Annotated in this window: 17 protein-coding genes; 9 read left to right on the plus strand and 8 right to left on the minus strand. The window is 38.6% G+C overall.

Going from position 1 to position 16,657, the window contains the following annotated elements; all coding sequences use genetic code 11:
- Positions 1 to 151 precede the first annotated feature (151 nt).
- The 3 genes from ABIE26_RS07810 to ABIE26_RS07820 are packed head-to-tail and all read left to right on the plus strand — an operon-like array spanning position 152 to position 3,815.
- A complete protein-coding gene (locus ABIE26_RS07810) occupies positions 152 to 2,761 on the plus strand; it encodes a PAS domain-containing sensor histidine kinase (protein ID WP_310138225.1) in 2,610 nt (869 codons plus the stop codon).
- 6 nt (positions 2,762 to 2,767) lie between these two features.
- Entirely contained in the window at positions 2,768 to 3,190 is a 423-nt protein-coding gene (locus ABIE26_RS07815) for a response regulator (RefSeq protein WP_310138223.1), read from the plus strand.
- A 4-nt stretch (positions 3,191 to 3,194) separates the two neighbouring features.
- On the plus strand, positions 3,195 to 3,815 hold the full coding sequence (locus tag ABIE26_RS07820) for a response regulator (protein WP_310138221.1): 621 nt from the start codon (positions 3,195 to 3,197) through the stop codon (positions 3,813 to 3,815).
- 41 nt (positions 3,816 to 3,856) lie between these two features.
- Here the strand turns inward: ABIE26_RS07820 and ABIE26_RS07825 are convergent, their stop codons facing one another.
- Positions 3,857 to 4,225 carry a winged helix-turn-helix transcriptional regulator gene (locus ABIE26_RS07825; RefSeq protein WP_310138218.1) on the minus strand — a complete coding sequence of 123 codons (369 nt, stop codon included), beginning with the start codon at positions 4,223 to 4,225 and terminating at the stop codon, positions 3,857 to 3,859.
- A gap of 85 nt (positions 4,226 to 4,310) precedes the next feature.
- Here ABIE26_RS07825 and ABIE26_RS07830 point away from each other — a divergent pair, with 85 nt between their 5' ends.
- Both ABIE26_RS07830 and ABIE26_RS07835 read left to right on the plus strand, forming a co-directional pair.
- On the plus strand, positions 4,311 to 4,841 hold the full coding sequence (locus tag ABIE26_RS07830) for a dihydrofolate reductase family protein (RefSeq protein WP_310138214.1): 531 nt from the start codon (positions 4,311 to 4,313) through the stop codon (positions 4,839 to 4,841).
- A gap of 114 nt (positions 4,842 to 4,955) precedes the next feature.
- Entirely contained in the window at positions 4,956 to 5,663 is a 708-nt protein-coding gene (locus ABIE26_RS07835) for a hypothetical protein (RefSeq protein WP_310138211.1), read from the plus strand.
- A gap of 212 nt (positions 5,664 to 5,875) precedes the next feature.
- On the opposite strand, the gene ABIE26_RS07840 is transcribed toward ABIE26_RS07835, so the two are convergent.
- The 5 genes from ABIE26_RS07840 to ABIE26_RS07860 all read right to left on the minus strand — a co-directional run bounded on the left by ABIE26_RS07840 (position 5,876) and on the right by ABIE26_RS07860 (position 9,558).
- Positions 5,876 to 6,295, minus strand: a complete 420-nt coding sequence (locus ABIE26_RS07840; protein WP_310141481.1) for a suppressor of fused domain protein — start codon at positions 6,293 to 6,295, stop codon at positions 5,876 to 5,878.
- 6 nt (positions 6,296 to 6,301) lie between these two features.
- Positions 6,302 to 7,483 carry an immunity 26/phosphotriesterase HocA family protein gene (locus ABIE26_RS07845; RefSeq protein ID WP_310138210.1) on the minus strand — a complete coding sequence of 394 codons (1,182 nt, stop codon included), beginning with the start codon at positions 7,481 to 7,483 and terminating at the stop codon, positions 6,302 to 6,304.
- Between the two features lie 90 nt (positions 7,484 to 7,573).
- Positions 7,574 to 8,197: a hypothetical protein gene (locus tag ABIE26_RS07850; RefSeq protein ID WP_310138208.1), complete on the minus strand. Its 624-nt coding sequence runs from the start codon at positions 8,195 to 8,197 to the stop codon at positions 7,574 to 7,576.
- A gap of 154 nt (positions 8,198 to 8,351) precedes the next feature.
- Complete coding sequence (locus ABIE26_RS07855; RefSeq protein ID WP_310138207.1) at positions 8,352 to 8,903, minus strand: DMP19 family protein; 552 nt, start codon at positions 8,901 to 8,903, stop codon at positions 8,352 to 8,354.
- A gap of 340 nt (positions 8,904 to 9,243) precedes the next feature.
- Positions 9,244 to 9,558 carry a macro domain-containing protein gene (locus ABIE26_RS07860; RefSeq protein ID WP_310138204.1) on the minus strand — a complete coding sequence of 105 codons (315 nt, stop codon included), beginning with the start codon at positions 9,556 to 9,558 and terminating at the stop codon, positions 9,244 to 9,246.
- Between the two features lie 104 nt (positions 9,559 to 9,662).
- On the opposite strand from ABIE26_RS07860, the gene ABIE26_RS07865 reads away from it, so the two are divergent.
- The 3 genes from ABIE26_RS07865 (at position 9,663) to ABIE26_RS07875 (ending at position 12,371) form a co-directional block, all read left to right on the plus strand.
- Complete coding sequence (locus ABIE26_RS07865) at positions 9,663 to 9,956, plus strand: DUF7677 family protein (protein ID WP_310138202.1); 294 nt, start codon at positions 9,663 to 9,665, stop codon at positions 9,954 to 9,956.
- Positions 9,957 to 10,404: 448 nt separating this feature from the next.
- Positions 10,405 to 11,112, plus strand: coding sequence for a DUF2071 domain-containing protein (locus tag ABIE26_RS07870; RefSeq protein WP_310138200.1), 708 nt, complete (start codon positions 10,405 to 10,407; stop codon positions 11,110 to 11,112).
- Entirely contained in the window at positions 11,088 to 12,371 is a 1,284-nt protein-coding gene (locus ABIE26_RS07875; protein ID WP_310138197.1) for an alpha/beta fold hydrolase, read from the plus strand. The genes ABIE26_RS07870 and ABIE26_RS07875 overlap by 25 nt, the downstream gene beginning before the upstream one ends.
- A gap of 21 nt (positions 12,372 to 12,392) precedes the next feature.
- Here the strand turns inward: ABIE26_RS07875 and ABIE26_RS07880 are convergent, their stop codons facing one another.
- Positions 12,393 to 12,653 (minus strand): hypothetical protein, encoded by a 261-nt coding sequence (locus ABIE26_RS07880; RefSeq protein ID WP_310138195.1) that lies wholly within the window; start codon positions 12,651 to 12,653, stop codon positions 12,393 to 12,395.
- A gap of 410 nt (positions 12,654 to 13,063) precedes the next feature.
- Between ABIE26_RS07880 and ABIE26_RS07885 the strand changes: the two genes are divergently transcribed.
- A complete protein-coding gene (locus ABIE26_RS07885; RefSeq protein WP_310138194.1) occupies positions 13,064 to 16,177 on the plus strand; it encodes an ATP-binding protein in 3,114 nt (1,037 codons plus the stop codon).
- 8 nt (positions 16,178 to 16,185) lie between these two features.
- Here ABIE26_RS07885 and ABIE26_RS07890 read toward each other — a convergent pair whose 3' ends face one another.
- Entirely contained in the window at positions 16,186 to 16,563 is a 378-nt protein-coding gene (locus ABIE26_RS07890; RefSeq protein WP_310138192.1) for a hypothetical protein, read from the minus strand.
- Positions 16,564 to 16,657: the final 94 nt, after the last annotated feature.

Here is a 16,657-nt window from a genome sequence, read left to right on the forward strand (position 1 = left end):
CAACTTTTATAATTAAACATTAAGTAATTGTTTTTATCAATAAAAACCCTAATTTTAATTATCAGCTAAAGCTGCAGTCTTAACCGGGAGATAATATTAAAACTTAAATAGCGGTATAGATTGCGCAAACGGTTAATATAATTGATAGTAAATGACGTCTCCAAAACATCCATCTGCAATTGATGGCCACAGTTTAAAAGCTGTTTCACAATTGCTTGAAAAAACCAATCAGGAACTTTATGCCTATAAATACGCCTTAGATGAATCGGCTATTATAGCCATCACCGATCAAAAAGGCATCATACAACACGTCAACGAAAATTTCTGCAAAATCTCTAAATACACCCGTCAGGAGTTAATCGGTCAGGACCATCGGATCATCAACTCCGGTCATCACCCTAAAGCACTTATCCAGAACCTTTGGAAAACCATCGCAAAAGGAAAAATATGGAAGGGCGAGCTAAAGAATAAAGCTAAAGACGGCAGCTATTACTGGGTAGATACTACCATTGTTCCTTTTCTTGATCAAAAAGAAAAACCCTACCAGTATATTGCCATCCGATCCGACATCACCGACCGGAAGCTTGCCGAACTCGAAATTAAACGGCAAACCGAACAAATCGAAAACCTGCTGGAATGCATTACCGATGGGTTTATTGGTCTTGATAAAAACCTCTGCTATACCTATGCCAATAAACAAATCGGGGAACTGCTGAACATGCCGGTCGAAACCTTGATTGGCAGAAATGTATGGGAAGTATTTCCCGATGCAGTAGGTTCTCCTACTTATAACGCCATTCAAAAGGCCTTAACAGAACGTATCTACATTTGCCATGAAGATTACTACCCTCCTCTAAATTTATGGCAGGAAAACCGCATATATCCAACTGGCGAAGGACTGTCCATATTCATTAGGGATATCAGTAAGCAAAAACGCGAAGAACAACATTTAAAACTGCTCGAATCAGTAACCACCAATACCAATGATGCCATATTGATTACCGAGGCAGAGCCCCTGGATACCCCTGGCCCAAAAATAATTTACGTAAATGAAGCTTTCAGCAAAATGACCGGCTATTTACCAGAAGAAGTGATCGGTAAATCACCACGTATTTTGCAAGGGCCTAAAACTGACCAGAAGGAACTCAAAAGGTTAAGCAAAGCGCTCCATAATTGGGAGTCCTGCGAAGTAACACTCATCAATTACAAAAAAAATGGCGAAGAGTTCTGGGTCAATTTTTCCGTAAGCCCGGTAGCCGATGAAAAAGGTTGGTATACACATTGGATTTCGATAGAAAGGGATGTAACAGAAAAAAGAAAGCTGGAAGAAGAATACAACCAGATATTTCACAATGCGCCCGATATCATCTGCACCGTAGGCATAGATGGATACTTTAAAAACATCAACCCTGCCCTATCCAGCATCCTGGAATATCAAGAACAGGAACTGCTAAACAAGCACATTACCAGGTTTATCCATCCTGATGATCAAAAACAAACACTAAAAGAGATGGAAGCTCACAATAAAGGGGATGTTGCTTTTTATTTCGAGTGCAGGTGTGTGACCAGGTCCGGTAAAATAAGATGGATCGGATGGACTTCTACACCAGCTTTTGAAGATGGGCTAATATTTACTGTTGGTAAAGACATTACCGAAAGAAAAGAACTGGAAACCCTGCTCAATAAAGCCACAAAACTGGCTGGAATTGGCGGATGGGAAGTAGATTACGAAAACGACAGTGTCTACTGGTCGGCAATTACCCGGGAAATACATGAAGTAGGCCCTGGCTATATTCCTGATATGCATTCCGGCATCAATTTTTACGATGGTGCCGAGCAGCGGGACATCCTCATGCGCCACGTTGATCTGGCCGTTAAAAGCAACATGTCTTTTGACCTCGAGGCCCGTATAGTAACTGCACAACAACATCAAAAATGGGTAAGGGTAATCGGTGAGCCCGAATTTGTTAACGGAAAATGTATAAAGCTCCGTGGCAGTTTTCAGGATGTTACCGCAAGAAAAACTTCTGAACTCAAACTAAAAGAACTGAACCAAAATTTGCAAAATCATGCCAAAGAACTGGCCATTTCCAATGCAGAGCTCGAACAATTTGCCTATGTTGCCTCACACGATTTACAGGAACCTTTAAGAATGGTGACGAGCTTTCTAAGCCAGCTCGAAAAGAAATATACCCATATCATCGACAGTAAAGGAAAACAATACATCCATTTCGCTGTAGATGGGGCTAAAAGGATGAGGCAGATCATTCTGGATCTGCTTGAATTCTCCAGGATTGGCAAAACAGAAGACAACCTCGAAAATGTAAACCTGAATGCGCTGATTGCTGATGTCACCAGTCTTTATCGTAAAAAAATAGAAGACAAGCAGGCAAAAATAATAGTTGGCCATCTGCCAGAGATATTTACTTACAAAGCGCCTTTACGGCAGGTATTCCAGAACCTGATTGGCAACAGCCTCAAATACCATCATCCCGGCCAACCGCCCATTGTCCATATTCAGGCAGATGAAACAAAAGAGTATTGGCATTTTTCGGTCAAAGACAATGGCATCGGCATCGATCCACAGTATTTCGACAAGATCTTTATCATTTTCCAGCGCCTGCACAACAAAAACGAATATTCCGGTACAGGTATGGGCCTGGCCCTTACCAAAAAGATAGTTGAAAACCTTGGTGGCAAAATCTGGGTCAATTCAACCGAAGGTGGCGGCAGTACTTTTCATTTTTCAATTTTAAAATAATAGTTCATGAAATCAATTCATATTTTATTGATAGAAGACAATGAGGGCGATATTTTGCTCACTACAGAAGCCCTGGAAGAATGCAGGATAATGAACAGGGTTACCGTAATCCAGGATGGAGATCAGGCCATTGATTTTTTTGAAAAGTCTCCCGATAAAGACCTCTTGCCAGACCTGGTGCTTTTAGACGTAAACCTGCCGAAAAAAAGTGGTCATGAGGTACTGCAATACTTAAAAAACAGCAATAAGTATAAACATATCCCCATTATAATGCTCACAACATCCTCTTCCGAGATGGACATTATGCAATCCTATAAAAACCATGCAAACTGCTACATTACCAAGCCCATCGAAGTGAGCGATTTCATGACAGCAGTAACCAAAATCGAAGACTTCTGGATCAATATTGTAACCATCCCTAAAAACTAAAGCTATGGCGCTCGACAAAAATGCTTATCAGATTTTGGTGATTGAAGACAATACCGGCGATTTTGTGTTGGTAGAGGATTTTCTGTTTGAACAGATCGAAGCCCCTAAAATAGTTCAGGCCTTAAATTATAAAGATGCCGTAAACATCTTAAGCAACCAGCAAACCAGGTTTGATATCATTCTGCTCGACCTTTCACTGCCAGACAATAAAGGAGAAAAATTAATCCAGGGCGTAGTTGCCCTAAGCCAAAACACACCAGTTATTGTATTAACGGGCTATGAAGATTTTGCTTTTGGCGTTAAATCACTCTCGCTCGGTGTTTCAGATTACATCTTAAAAGACGAGCTCACCGCATTGTCCCTTTACAAAAGCATTATCTATAATTCAGAACGTAAAAAAATAAACAATGCACTCGAGGCACAAAATAAAAAACTGCAGGATATTGCCTGGATGCATTCGCATAGTATAAGAAGCCCGCTTTCAAAGGTTATGGGTTTGGCCGAACTCTTGAAACTCTCCGATATAAAAGACAAAGAAATTGCAATGCTCATCGAACACCTCCTTTCTTCTGCCAACGAACTGGATGAGGCTATCCAGAATATCTCCAACAAAAGCACCAGCTGATTCTGTTAGACGATGATATCTTTTGCTTAAACGTCTGTGATTTACTTAACTTCAATCTCTTTTCCATTCGCATATAATTTACCCCAATTGCACAGACTATCTAATATAGGTACAAGATCCAGCCCTTTATTGGTTAAAATATATCTTTTGCCAATAGGCACTGTTTCAGGCATTTCCTTTTTAACCAAAATGGCATGAAGCTCCAATTCTTTTAATTGCCTTGCCAGCACTGTTTCGGAAATGCCCGGCAATTGTTGCTGCAATAGGTGAAACCTATCATTACCTAAAAAAATATTAAAGACAATTTGTGATTTCCAGCGTCCGCTCACGATACTGATTGCAGAGTTACGTTCGCAGAGTTTTGCTAAACGCATTTCATTTTCGTAATTGGATGATTGTTTTTTTCTCATGTTCAGTTACCTGTAAGACTAACAATTTTGTTAGTTATTGAACGCAAATAGCGCAATGAGCATATTTGTTAAAAATACAAAAAAAATGAAAATCAGCATCTACATCGCCACTTCTGCAAATGGTTTTATTTCCAATTCACGAAACAATCCAGATTGGCTATCTCCCGCCTATGGTGAAGGATTTTATGCCATTTGCCAAAAAACAAAGGCAGTTGTGATGGGCAAAACCACTTACGACATCCTGGCACCAGACTACCTTCCGTTAAAAACTGAAGGTACAACCGTGGTATTGACCTCAAACCAGGACTTAGTACCTCCCAACCAAACCGTGGTATTTACCCAAGAGCGCCCAACTGAAATCGTAAAGCGACTTGAAAGTGCCGGCCACGACGAAGCCGTTATTATTGGTGGGGCAATGACGATGAGCAGCTTTTTAAATGCCGGACTGGTAAGTGATATTTATTTTGTGGTTGAACCTACACTTTTTGCTGCAGGTTTGCCATTGGTACAGGAAATGAAAATGGATTTGAAGCTGAAATTGATCTCGGTGAATAAACTGAATGAGGATACCGTCCAGTTGCACTACAAGTTCATCGACTCCCCTTTCGTCCCTTAGCTCCGTTTCTAGCCTGGTTTTCAAATCTCTAGTCAAGATAGTTTATAATTAGGCCAATTAAATAACCTTTTTTGTTGCAGATTATCGTTTAATTGCTGTACCAAATATTTAATTATGAAACGCTTCTTTTTTTTCTGTTTGTCGTTTTTCACCTCAATTTTAGGCTATACTCAAAATGCAAAAAAGACCAATGTCATAGATACCAATATGATAGTATATGACGAACAGGGAAATGCCCTTCGTTATTATCAATATAAAAAATTTTTTAACAGTGGTTGGTACGGAATAAGAAGAGATGGTCCGGCTGATAACCCCGCTACAAAGCGATACTTAAGGAAATTAAGCCAGGAAGAACATGATAAACGTGTTGAGTCGGCAAAAAAAGTGCAAACACTTAACAGCCCGATTTTAAAAGAGAATATGCAGTTAGACCTGGAGCCATTAGCTGATGAGGTTTCTGCAGAACTTACTAAAAATAAAGTAATAGTCCTTGTTTTTTGGGTCCCGCATTTTCAACGGTCTCCAGAAATTTTTGCTGGAATGAATGATTTTTTTAAAAATCTTAAAAATCCGGATGACGTCTCGATCCTTTTGATAACACGGGATAGTTGGTCTTTAGCCAAGAGCAGGCTAAAAGACACGCCGTTATTAAATGCAAAAATCATTAGTGATGCGCAGCCAATTATAACAAGCTATGGTGTAAGAACGCCGGCATGGGTAGTGGCAGACAAAAATATGGTTATCCGGCATGCAGTTAGTGGCTTTACTGATACGATGGTAGAAGCGCTTAAAAAAACAATAACCACTGTTTTGGCGGAATAGCATACGGTTATTTTTGGAATGGTGTTAATTGCCAATTCACTTGAAATCCGCCTTCGCCTGTCGTTTGTGACAACTACCACCGGAACATTCTGGTTCATATATTTTATGATAAATATGCCATGTAATCTTGCTCCTTCTTTGTGGCTCATAAGCTATACTTTAGCCTACAGGGATTCTCTTCGAAGTTTCCAGGGCTTCTCTTAGGAGAAATGTTAATTTCTATCTCCAACCAAACAATCACGGTCTGGATCCAGGTAATTGAGTTGCCTATCCTCAAAGAGCTGCTCCAATTCCTCGCAACCATATTCAATTTTAAAATCTCTTTCTTTTTCTGTGATAGGGATAAGCCAATAACAATGTATCTCCTTTCCATCATATTGGAATAACTCCAATTCCTGGCCATCAAGATATGCGTTAGAGATAAAGCAATGGTCGCATTTCGATTTACCCAGCCAGGGCCTGCTAATATTTACCGTGTGATGGAGGTTTAGTGGCAAGCCATTCCGGTGATAAGATGCACAAACCGTTAAAAGTTCAATCAATGAATCATCTGATTTGGGAGAATAAATAAACAACTCTATTAAATTTTCATCCAAACGGTCTGCAGACATGCCAACAGTGCAATAACAAATTGTGTTTTATAATTGCTTACTCATTTCACTTGGCAAGACTGCCTTTACCAGCTTTGAATTTTCAACATAGCTTCGATCTGGTTGAAGTCCAAAAAACTTAAAAATCTCATTTTTAACTTGCTTATTTTTTGGATTTCTTAAATCCCATTTTGCTTTATAATGACCTGCATCATCAAAACTAAAACTACCACCATTAGCTAGTGCCTTTAAAATATCTATAGAATAATAACATGGCCTGAAGCCTATGGAGTAATATCCGTAAGGATTATGTTCTATCTGGATCTCGTCTGTGGATGTGTATTTATCAAATTTCTCCCGCGGAAGCTCTAAATGAATCAAACCCCATTGAAGGAACACTACCCTCCGCTGGTCTATACTCCTGCCATATGATATTGGAAAAGAAAACTCCTGATCCTCCATGTTGCGATGGCCGATAATTTCAAACTCACCATACAAAAGCAGATTGTCCATCATTACATCCGAAGGTAGTGTTGGTTGCTGAGCGAGAATGTTTATATCCACATATTTTGATGCTGATTTATAGACAAACAATTCAACAATGACCGGGGGTCCCATCAGCATTCCCAATCCGTGATGTTCCGGAATTAACCCCTTCTTCCTTATTTTATGAACGTCCAGCAGAACTCTTCCAAAGCCATAATTGGTGCGGTCTAGTTTGAAGCAAAAATAGTCGCCAGACCTGAATTTGATGTTTTGCCTTTTTGAGTTCTTGAACCTATCGAGTTCTTCAAAATGACAGTCAGGGGATTGATTAATAAAATCCTGAACAATTTCTGGAATCGGCTTTTTAGACGAGGTTTCGTTATCCCACCTGCTGGAGTAAAAGGTTGTTTGAGTGGAGTAATTGCCTATTAGAAGATGTCCGTCAGAAATATCAAGATAAACTCCTGTTGGTTGCCGTTGCTCTAAAACCGAAACAGATAATTTCTTCTCCTTCCCTTTGCCAGTCTTTGGTAAAAGAATAGCCCTATCCCTGGTTAATTCATCATAATGACTTTCTGTATAGGAACTGGAACCCGATTGAATTTTCCTTTTTATAGTGTCTCCTTCAAAATATAGTATAACATGCTCACCATCAGAGCTAGTGTACAGTGTTACGCTATCCCAATGGCTTTCAATGGGGTTAAGCCCAAAGGATTTTCGTTGATCATTTGATAATTCAAACATTGTTATGGGGTATATCTTTAAATTTTACTTATTTCCAAGGTAGCGAATATACTCTTCCTGCTAAAAAAATTCCATCCTTTATGATACATATTAGTTGTTCACGCTAAACAGATCCTCAAAAAGTCTTTCAATTCTTAAAATACTCTGCCTCCCCTTTCTGCCGGGGCACTCCTTTTCATAAAAACCGGGGGCGTAAAAGGATAGTGTTTTAATTTCTTTGGAGGTGATTAAATCGAGTTTTGCAGTCCCTCCATCTGAAATTTCAGATCTGTTTTTTCTTGGAGGACAACCGTAGCCATCCACTTTGTCGTCTGCAATTTGCCATGGTTTCTCGTTCATTAACATTTTCCAGATTTTACCTTTGTATTTAGCAGGCATTCTAAAGGCCCTGAAAAACTTATTTACCTCTACCTTATCCATCGGATTGAAGCCATTTATTTTATTCAATGTACGCCTGATGGAATTGGGCATAAGGATATTGGTTTTATAGGGAACCTCATAGATATAGGCAGTCGTTGTGTCGCCCTTTTTACTAATTAACCAATATTTTGGAGGTAACAGCCAGCCACTTTCATGCGTTAACAGGAACGTGGTATCGGCATGGAGCTGCATAAATTTATGCAGGTCGGTTATGCCATATGATTGTGCACGAGCACTTTGGAATGAGAAGAAGGCCAATGCGAGAGCCAAAATGTAATACCTGAGAATTTTCATATTTATAAAGTTCTCATATAAGATGGATTTCTTATAGTAATTCCATAATATTTGCATTCACATGTTAAATAATTTTATGGAATCCTGATATTTTGCTGACTGGATCAATATCTTCTGACTAATCAGAAGCTTTCGTAAGAATAAAAATATCCTGCTAAAACTCCTTCATATTCTTTTCAATGAATTTTATATTCAACACATTGAGGTCTTCCTGGTAAGAGAAAAACTTCTGATCCAGTTCTTCCCATAAAGTATATTTAGGATTCAGCTTTTCCACCAATGCAATTCTTCGTTTTCTATCCTTAGGCACTTTTGAGCCAGGGAACTTATCAATTGCAGCCTGTAAAATCGCTGCTGTTTTCTGCGCGTTAATGGCCTTTAAAGCTAAGATCGTTTCATGAGCATAATCGCCACTGGAGTTTAGAAAATATTGATTGAACCCCCCATTGTTTACCTCCCTTTCCAATTCTTGGTTTAAGTAAAACAGCTTCTGAGGCTCAGACAATCCCTCCATATGATCACCATAGTTGGAAATTTTTCCAATAAAATTGTCGATCACGATAATGCTGTTAACAAGGGTATCCGCTTTTAACAGTTGCGCCAGTCCAGGAATTCTATGTAACTGTTTTGCCGCCGGCTTATCATTTTTCTGGGCATAGAGTGGCTGTAACATGACCGCAAAAAGAAGTGAAATTAAATGTCTCATCTCTAAAGATAACAAAAACTGTTTTAGAAAAACTTGCAAAAAATAGCCATGAGGGCTTAACAAATAATAAATACTATGAACAATTGAGTGTTATTATGCAGTTGCGTAGATTTGATGATCAAATAAATACCGCGCTATTGATAATAACACCAGCAAGCTAATTAACCCAAAAGGATAGGAAATAACTAAAGCAGAATTGTAGGTCCACAGCCAGGAACTAAGTGCAAACCAAACTGCAAATACGACGCCTACAATATTTAAATATTTTGAAATCATCCAAAGATTAGCATTAAAGTTCTCCCACCAAGGAATAGAATAATCAAAGTAATACTTTTAAATATCACCCCCAATTTATATTTAAACTCTTATGCCACCAAAAAGCATTAGTACGAACATCAGGAATTGAAGTAAGCAAATGGCAAAAGCGATATAATATAAGGTTCCCTCCCGTTGTAATCACTGCCTCACCAGTTTTACACCCGCCCTGCCGGGCTACGATCTTGCGACAATCTTCAAGAATAGCCGGCCCTCCGGCACGGTGTATAGCACCGTCAACTCCCCCACCTCCCATCAATGAGCTGTTGGCGGCATTAACAATAGCATCGGCCTTATATTTTGTGATGTCAGCTTTGACAACCTGAATTCTGGAATTCATATCAACTATGGGGTTAAATTTCTATTTTTATACAGTTTATGCCTGAAATCGAAATTAAGCCAAATTAATTGCATAGAAAAAGAAAATACAAACACCCCAGATAAATGAAGCTCAGTCAATCATTTAATTCCGCATTCAGGAAGTTTGCTTACTTCCTCTCTAGCGGAACTCATTCCAATCTAAACGGAATAGATTACCTTTCACTATACGGCGAAGAACCAAGTGCTATAGAGCAAACCTATGTTATATTCATTAATGTACTGGAAATGGATGATGCAGGTACCGTCTTAAATGCAAATTATGCCGAAAAAAGAGCAACCGATTTTCTGCGGAATTACTGTGATAAGGGATTTACAGTACAACCACCTTATGAGGATTGGGAACTTGCTTTGTACTAATACCAGGCTAGGTTAAACGGCCATTAAACGGAAACCATTACTTATTTTTATATTCGTGTAATAAATTTTAGCGCTTTATATGAAGCAATCACTGTTTTCATCATTAGAGGTGAAATTGTTGCCGCACTTGCTTTTTCTGTACTGGAATTTTTTACCATTAAATATACTTTATGGAACATTTTGGGTGAAGAACGACTGATCATCAATACATTACAGATGCTGATTTTAAAAGATTACTGGAACAGGTGGATGGGCTTTACATTGATGAAATGGGTGAAAGGCATGCCATGCCGGAAATTATATTAAACTAAATTCACTTGTCGGCCGCACGTTTGCCAACGAAATTACCAGGAAGTTGAACCCGGTACATCGCTTTCTGAGTTCCAATTAAGGTGTATGCCATTACGGAGAAGATTAGTGAGTATATTAGTAAAAAGATTAAGCCCCGATGAAGATTCCAACTATACACGGTTATATTGACCGTCGAATTTTAATAAACTTTACTGCTGATCCGAAAACCGTAGAGAAAATTATCCCTCTTCCTTTTAGGCCTAAAATTTATAAGGGAAAGGCTATTGTTGGGATTTGTCTCATCAGACTTAAAAATATAAAACCTAAAGGATTACCCTCATTTATGGGAATAAGTTCAGAAAATGGGGCACATAGAATTGCTGTTGAATGGGATGAAAATGGCGAGACAAAGTCAGGGGTTTATATCCCACGCCGGGACACGTCCCTGAAATTTAATGCGCTTGTAGGTGGCAGGTTATTTCCCGGCAAACACTATAAGGCAAAGTTTAATGTAAAGGAGGGCAACGGAAATTATCATGTAAACTTTATTAGCTCAGATGGCACGGAAACATTAATTGAAGCTATGGAGACCATTACCTTTAGCAACAGATCTGTTTTTGAGACCTTAAACAATGCCTCTGCTTTTTTCCAAAATGGCGACCTTGGATATTCGCCTAACAAGACCAGATTTGAAGGCCTTAAGCTAAATACCTTTAAATGGGAAGTTCGGCCTCTGGAGGTACTAAAAGTAAAATCAAGCTTTTTTGAAAATGAAGCTATCTTTCCTAAAGGATCAGTAGCTTTTGATAATGCGCTATTAATGACTAACATTGAGCATGAATGGCAAGCTACACAGGAGTTATGAGTAACAGGATCTATCTGATCAGCGGCCTTGGTGCCGACAGGCGTGCCTTTAAAAAGCTGGTTTTTCCACCAGATTTTGAATTGGTATATCTGGATTGGATTGCTCCTATAGCTAATGAAACATTAGAAGAATATGCTTTAAGGCTGGCCTCAGGCATTGATACCTCTGCCCCATTTTACCTGGTTGGATTGTCCTTTGGCGGCATGATTGCTACCGAGATTGCCAAGAAGCTAAATCCTGTTCATACCTTTTTGATCTCCAGCGCTCCGGTTTACAAACAGCTGCCCTGGTATTACCGTATGGCCGGCAGCTTTGGATTGCAAAAACTTGTCCCCGTTTCTTTAATAAAGAAAGGTAATGGCATTGGTTTGAAATTCCTTGGTGCGCAAACACAAGATGAACGTTTGTTACTTAAGCAACTTGTTACTGATAGCGATCCGGCATTTATAAAATGGGCATTAACCTGTATATTAAAATGGAGAAATACGGAACGGCCTGCTAAGCTTACACACATTCATGGCACTGCCGATCGGATTTTGCCAATGAGGTATTATAAGCCTGATATTGTTGTTAAAAATGGCGGGCATTTTATAGTTTATGCCAATGCTGAAGAGATTAGCGAGGCGATTAAGGTAATTATGTTGAGCGGTGATAAAACAAAAGCAGAATTAATATTCGATAAAATGGTGAAGGAGTGTTTTCAGCAAACACTTAAACCTCTTGGGTTTAAGAAAAAGGGAAACAATTTCTATTTGAAGCTTAAGGACCTTGGGCAAATCATAAATATTCAAAAAAGTATGTCCAGCACTAAAACAGATATCTCCTTCACTATAAATTTAGGCATATTTATACCTGAATATTATTTAGGTTATTACAGCTACGCTACCGAAATCCCTGTTTACCCTACCGAGCCCGACTGCGCTGTTCGCCAGCGGATTGGCGAATTAAGGGGCGAAAGTGACAAATGGTATAGCATAAACACCAACACAAACGAGCAGGATTTATTTACAGAAATGCGAGAAAATATAGAACATTTCATTTTACCTTTTTTTGCAAAAACTTCTACTAAAGGGCTTTTTATCGATGCCTTAGACGCCTCTTCACTCCCCCTGCCTCCTCTTGGGAAACTGATGCTCTATGCTCAATTAAAAGAATTTGAGAAAGCAAGAAAAGAATATGAAGTTTTAATACAAAACAATCAAAATATCAGGATACTGAACGATGCAAAAGAGCTGATGGCGAGATACGGGTTGGGTTGATGAAGCTTCTTCGATATCTATTTACCGCCAAACGAAGTCTTTAGCAGACTGGCTTCCCGGGTCAAACCACTTTTCAGCGGATTCTTTGTAGATGGGCGTTCCATCTTTGTCAATTCTAACTAATATCATATCTCCTACTGGTGCACCGTGCAGGTATCTCAGTTGTCCGTGGCTATCTGATTTTATCTGACCATTATTGAATAACTTTTCAAGTTTTGGCCATGAACTTATGTTAGCAGGAGTTATCTTAATCCTATCGGCAGACTCGGGTTTTCCAAACATCTTTTTTAGAATAGCACGGTATTTTGTAATGTGAGCTTTGATAGTTTGAGCTTTTGGGTTTATTGATTTTTTAAATATCGTAATAATCCTCCAATATCGCTAAAGCGTCTCTATAGTTTACTTTCAGGTAACTACAGAAGCTTTCTAAGGAAAGCCATTGATGATACTTTAACTTGTGTGATTTTTTAACTTTTTGAGAAAGAATTTTTGATGAGGTATAGCTTAAGCCTCCTAAGACCTGAATGTCTTTAACTGTTACATTGATTTCAAAATGCTTCATACAAATAGGCTTCACGACATTGGATTCCCTGAATTGACAATCTTAACCGTACGTACATCACCAGCTTCATTAACAGCACAGTTGTTTAAAATGTTTTATATTTACGTTATGAACCAACGCCTCTGCATTTATGACTCAAAACAATATCCTTAGTTTTTGGCGTAATGTCGAAATATTCAATTTACCAGATTTAGATAAAGATTGTACACTTTTGGATATAAGTACCCCCTTTCCCTGGGTTACGAAAAGACCTGTTACCAAACCGAATAATGTATGGCGGTACACGCTATATTTTGGCAAAATCCCGAAAAAAGCGGTTATTCAAGCTATTGAGCAAGCATTAGCTATAGACGTTCCAAAACAGGATTGGGAAGAACCTATTCAAGGAAGTACCTGCTTCTCAGCTTTATTACTTGATGATAATGGCACTCCCGATCATAAAAGTTATGTACCAGCAGGGTATGTATTTGGAATAGACGCTGTAAAAAAAGGGGACCCCATTTCAAAAGTTGCGGAAAAACTAATAGAGGCGCAGGAAGAGTTTGAGCCCCGGTTTAATATAGCCCCTATTCCAGAACCTGAACTAGAAGTAAAAGTAGATAATGCTGAACCTAATGAAGAGGTTGTAACAAAAGAACCTATTAGAAAAGGTGAAACAATTACGTTACAGCATTTAGAAAAAGAAATTAAATACCTTAACGGATTAACCGACAATTGGAATAGTACGCCAATCGAAGTATACATTTTAGCAAAGGAAGTACCTAAAGATAGTGAACCAGACACCAGTTTTTTGAATAGCTTTTTTCTGGATGATCTAAATTTTCTAGCTGATAGCGCGCACAGTAACTACGGAAAATCGTTAGACGACTACTTAAAAACTGAAGTAAATACCAAGGACAGAAAAGACCTGATTGCCGATAAAGATCTTTTGTTTCAAACCATTGACCCGATATTAATTCCTGCAGGGAGATGGCCTTCTAACCCGTCATATGGATTATATACCGCCCAGTTAGGTGCAGTGAACACCACATTAAATGAGTTAAAAAATGATGCAGGGTTGCGTGGCATAAATGGCCCTCCGGGAACAGGAAAAACCACCCTGCTACTTGATGTAATTGCAGATATCATCGTAACAAGATCAACTAAAATTATTGATGTAGACTCTGGGAAGTTGTTTACAAATCAGCATCATAAAATAGAGAAAGAGAACAGCACTTTTACCCATTATTGCTATAAGGTAAATAAAGGGATCTTTTCTGATTCCGGCATTGTCATCGCAAGCAACAACAATAATGCTGTAGAAAATATTACCAAAGAGCTTCCTGCCAAGGAAAAAATAGATGGATTAACATTTACAGAAGCCGATTATTTTGCTGAATCGGCCAGTAGATTGATCGTTAACGAGAGCTGGGGGATATTGAGTGCTGCCCTAGGTAAGGGCCAGAATAGATCCGATTTTAGAAGAAATTTTTGGGAGTCGGATGCTAAAACGAAACACATTGGGTTCAAGGATCTGCTTTATAATGTCTATAGAGATGAAAACACAGAAGTTCAGGCCTCTTACAAGTTAAGCTTTGAGGAGACAAAATCCGAATTAAAGCAGTTGTTAAAAGATTTCCAGACTTTTAAAGAGAGGGCCAGCAAATTTCACAATCAATTATCCAGTTTCAGAAAGAATTGTGAAAAGCAAATTGACTTGGAAACCATCTTGTCTAACTATGCTGCAGAATTAAAGCGGCTTAAATTGGAAGAAAATGGCTTTCTGAAAGAAATACAAGGACTAGACGAACTAATAACACAGAATCAAACCACGCTTGCGCTGCATAACAACAACAAACCGGCGTTCTTCTTTTTTAAAAAGCTGTTCGGTACACCTTCCTATAAAGACTGGAAAAAAGATGCTGATTTTTATTTTGCAACTTTAAAGCAGTACCAAACGGAAAAAACAAAACTAGTCAAAGAACTCAATAGCCTTAAAAAACTCATTAAAATAAATGAAACAGAGCAATCTGAGAAAAAAGAACAACTTGATGCTGTTTTAACTAAGATTAAGGCCTACCATAAACTTAAAACTGATTTACAAACTACTTACGGTATCGAGTTCAAAGACTTAGTTGATGACAAATTTTATAATCTTACTAATCACGAAATTCATCTTCGAACCCCCTACTCCTCTCACACAGTCAATAAACTAAGAAGTAATATCTTTTTAAAAAGCCTTGACCTACACAAATACGCCATACTGTGTAATGCCAAGAAATTTAAGAACAATTTAGATCTGTTTTTTGAGATGCTCTCTGGCAGAGCAACGGTTAAACATGAAATTGCTGAACTGCTATGGGATACATTCTTCTTTTGCGTTCCGGCTGTGTCAACAACGCTTGCTTCGGTAAGTCGCTTATTTACTTCACACGGCAAGGGTGATATTGGGTGGCTATTAATTGATGAGGCTGGCCAAGCCACCCCTCAATCTGCGGCTGGTATTATTTGGCGTTCTAAAAGATGCATAATAGTAGGTGATCCTTTACAGGTAGAACCAGTAGTTACAATTCCTCAGCAGCTGGTTTATAAATTGAGGGAACAGGAAAAAGTTGATAAAATCTGGTCGCCCCACAGCACATCCGTCCAGGTACTTGCTGACCGCGTTTCCAAATATGGAACCTATATGAACAATGGCGCTTCTGAAGACAAGATCTGGACAGGATTTCCATTGAGGACCCATAGAAGGTGCGATAATCCGATGTTCGATATCGCTAATAAGATTGCCTATTCCGACCAAATGGTTAAAGCTACTCCAGACAAGGATAACCATATTTATATAGGAAAATCTAAATGGTTTCACGTTGCAGACGTTAACCCACCAACAAACAAGCATGTTTTAAAGGCAGAAATAGACCTGCTACATCAAAAAATTGATGAATTAATTCGCAACGGCTATGAAGGGGAAATCTTTGTAATATCGCCTTTTAGCTCTGTTGCAAATGCCTGTATCAGTGAATTTAGGTCACGAAAAAACATCGCCTGTGGAACCATCCATAAATTCCAGGGCAAAGAAGCAGAAGTTGTTTTTTTAATACTTGGTGGTAATCCCAAATCTCCTGGTGCAAGATTATGGGCATCTCAAAAGCCTAACATGCTTAATGTAGCATTGACAAGGGCTAAGAAGAGATTTTATGTGATTGGAAATAAAAAGTTGTGGGGCAGCTGTCAGTTTTTTGATCATATGGCTGCGATGCTTGGTTAATGCTATTGTTATTTATAATGGATAACTTCTGTGCTATCCTCAGCAGTAAAATGCCCTTTATGAACCAAGAGACCTATACCAAATACCACTACAGATAATATCCAGGGACTTACATTCGATTTTGTAAGCATAAAGGCAATAGCAAGTGCAACAAATCCCCAGGCCAAAGAAAAAATAATGGAAAATATATAGCGGAACACGCGGATCCTGAAAAATAAAAACGCGATGACAAACATACTGCCTATAAAAATCAGCGTCCCAAGTATCCAATCCAGGTCAAACTTTTTACATAGCCAATAAGTAGAATATGCACTAATCAAGAGCATTTCAATTGCGACTAATAAGGATCCACTCCTTCTCCGCCTGATAACAATTGCTTCAGCCATAGTGATTTCAATAGGTGTAATTAAAGTTAACAATTATAGATTTAAAGGGCAAAAATAACCCAGCTAAAGAACTGATTAACAAACAATAGGAAGC

The sequence above is a fragment of the Pedobacter africanus genome (genome assembly GCF_040548825.1).
In the GTDB taxonomy this organism is placed as follows: Bacteria; Bacteroidota; Bacteroidia; order Sphingobacteriales; family Sphingobacteriaceae; genus Pedobacter; species Pedobacter africanus_A.

Coding starts and splice junctions, on each gene's coding strand:
- ABIE26_RS07810 (WP_310138225.1), top strand. CDS start 152: ATGACGTCTCCAAAACATCCATCTGCAATTGATGGCCACAGTTTAAAA.
- ABIE26_RS07815 (WP_310138223.1), top strand. CDS start 2,768: ATGAAATCAATTCATATTTTATTGATAGAAGACAATGAGGGCGATATT.
- ABIE26_RS07820 (WP_310138221.1), top strand. CDS start 3,195: ATGGCGCTCGACAAAAATGCTTATCAGATTTTGGTGATTGAAGACAAT.
- ABIE26_RS07825 (WP_310138218.1), bottom strand. CDS start 4,225: ATGAGAAAAAAACAATCATCCAATTACGAAAATGAAATGCGTTTAGCA.
- ABIE26_RS07830 (WP_310138214.1), top strand. CDS start 4,311: ATGAAAATCAGCATCTACATCGCCACTTCTGCAAATGGTTTTATTTCC.
- ABIE26_RS07835 (WP_310138211.1), top strand. CDS start 4,956: ATGAAACGCTTCTTTTTTTTCTGTTTGTCGTTTTTCACCTCAATTTTA.
- ABIE26_RS07845 (WP_310138210.1), bottom strand. CDS start 7,483: ATGTTTGAATTATCAAATGATCAACGAAAATCCTTTGGGCTTAACCCC.
- ABIE26_RS07850 (WP_310138208.1), bottom strand. CDS start 8,197: ATGAAAATTCTCAGGTATTACATTTTGGCTCTCGCATTGGCCTTCTTC.
- ABIE26_RS07855 (WP_310138207.1), bottom strand. CDS start 8,903: ATGAGACATTTAATTTCACTTCTTTTTGCGGTCATGTTACAGCCACTC.
- ABIE26_RS07860 (WP_310138204.1), bottom strand. CDS start 9,558: ATGAATTCCAGAATTCAGGTTGTCAAAGCTGACATCACAAAATATAAG.
- ABIE26_RS07865 (WP_310138202.1), top strand. CDS start 9,663: ATGAAGCTCAGTCAATCATTTAATTCCGCATTCAGGAAGTTTGCTTAC.
- ABIE26_RS07870 (WP_310138200.1), top strand. CDS start 10,405: ATGAAGATTCCAACTATACACGGTTATATTGACCGTCGAATTTTAATA.
- ABIE26_RS07875 (WP_310138197.1), top strand. CDS start 11,088: ATGGCAAGCTACACAGGAGTTATGAGTAACAGGATCTATCTGATCAGC.
- ABIE26_RS07880 (WP_310138195.1), bottom strand. CDS start 12,653: ATGTTTGGAAAACCCGAGTCTGCCGATAGGATTAAGATAACTCCTGCT.
- ABIE26_RS07885 (WP_310138194.1), top strand. CDS start 13,064: ATGACTCAAAACAATATCCTTAGTTTTTGGCGTAATGTCGAAATATTC.
- ABIE26_RS07890 (WP_310138192.1), bottom strand. CDS start 16,563: ATGGCTGAAGCAATTGTTATCAGGCGGAGAAGGAGTGGATCCTTATTA.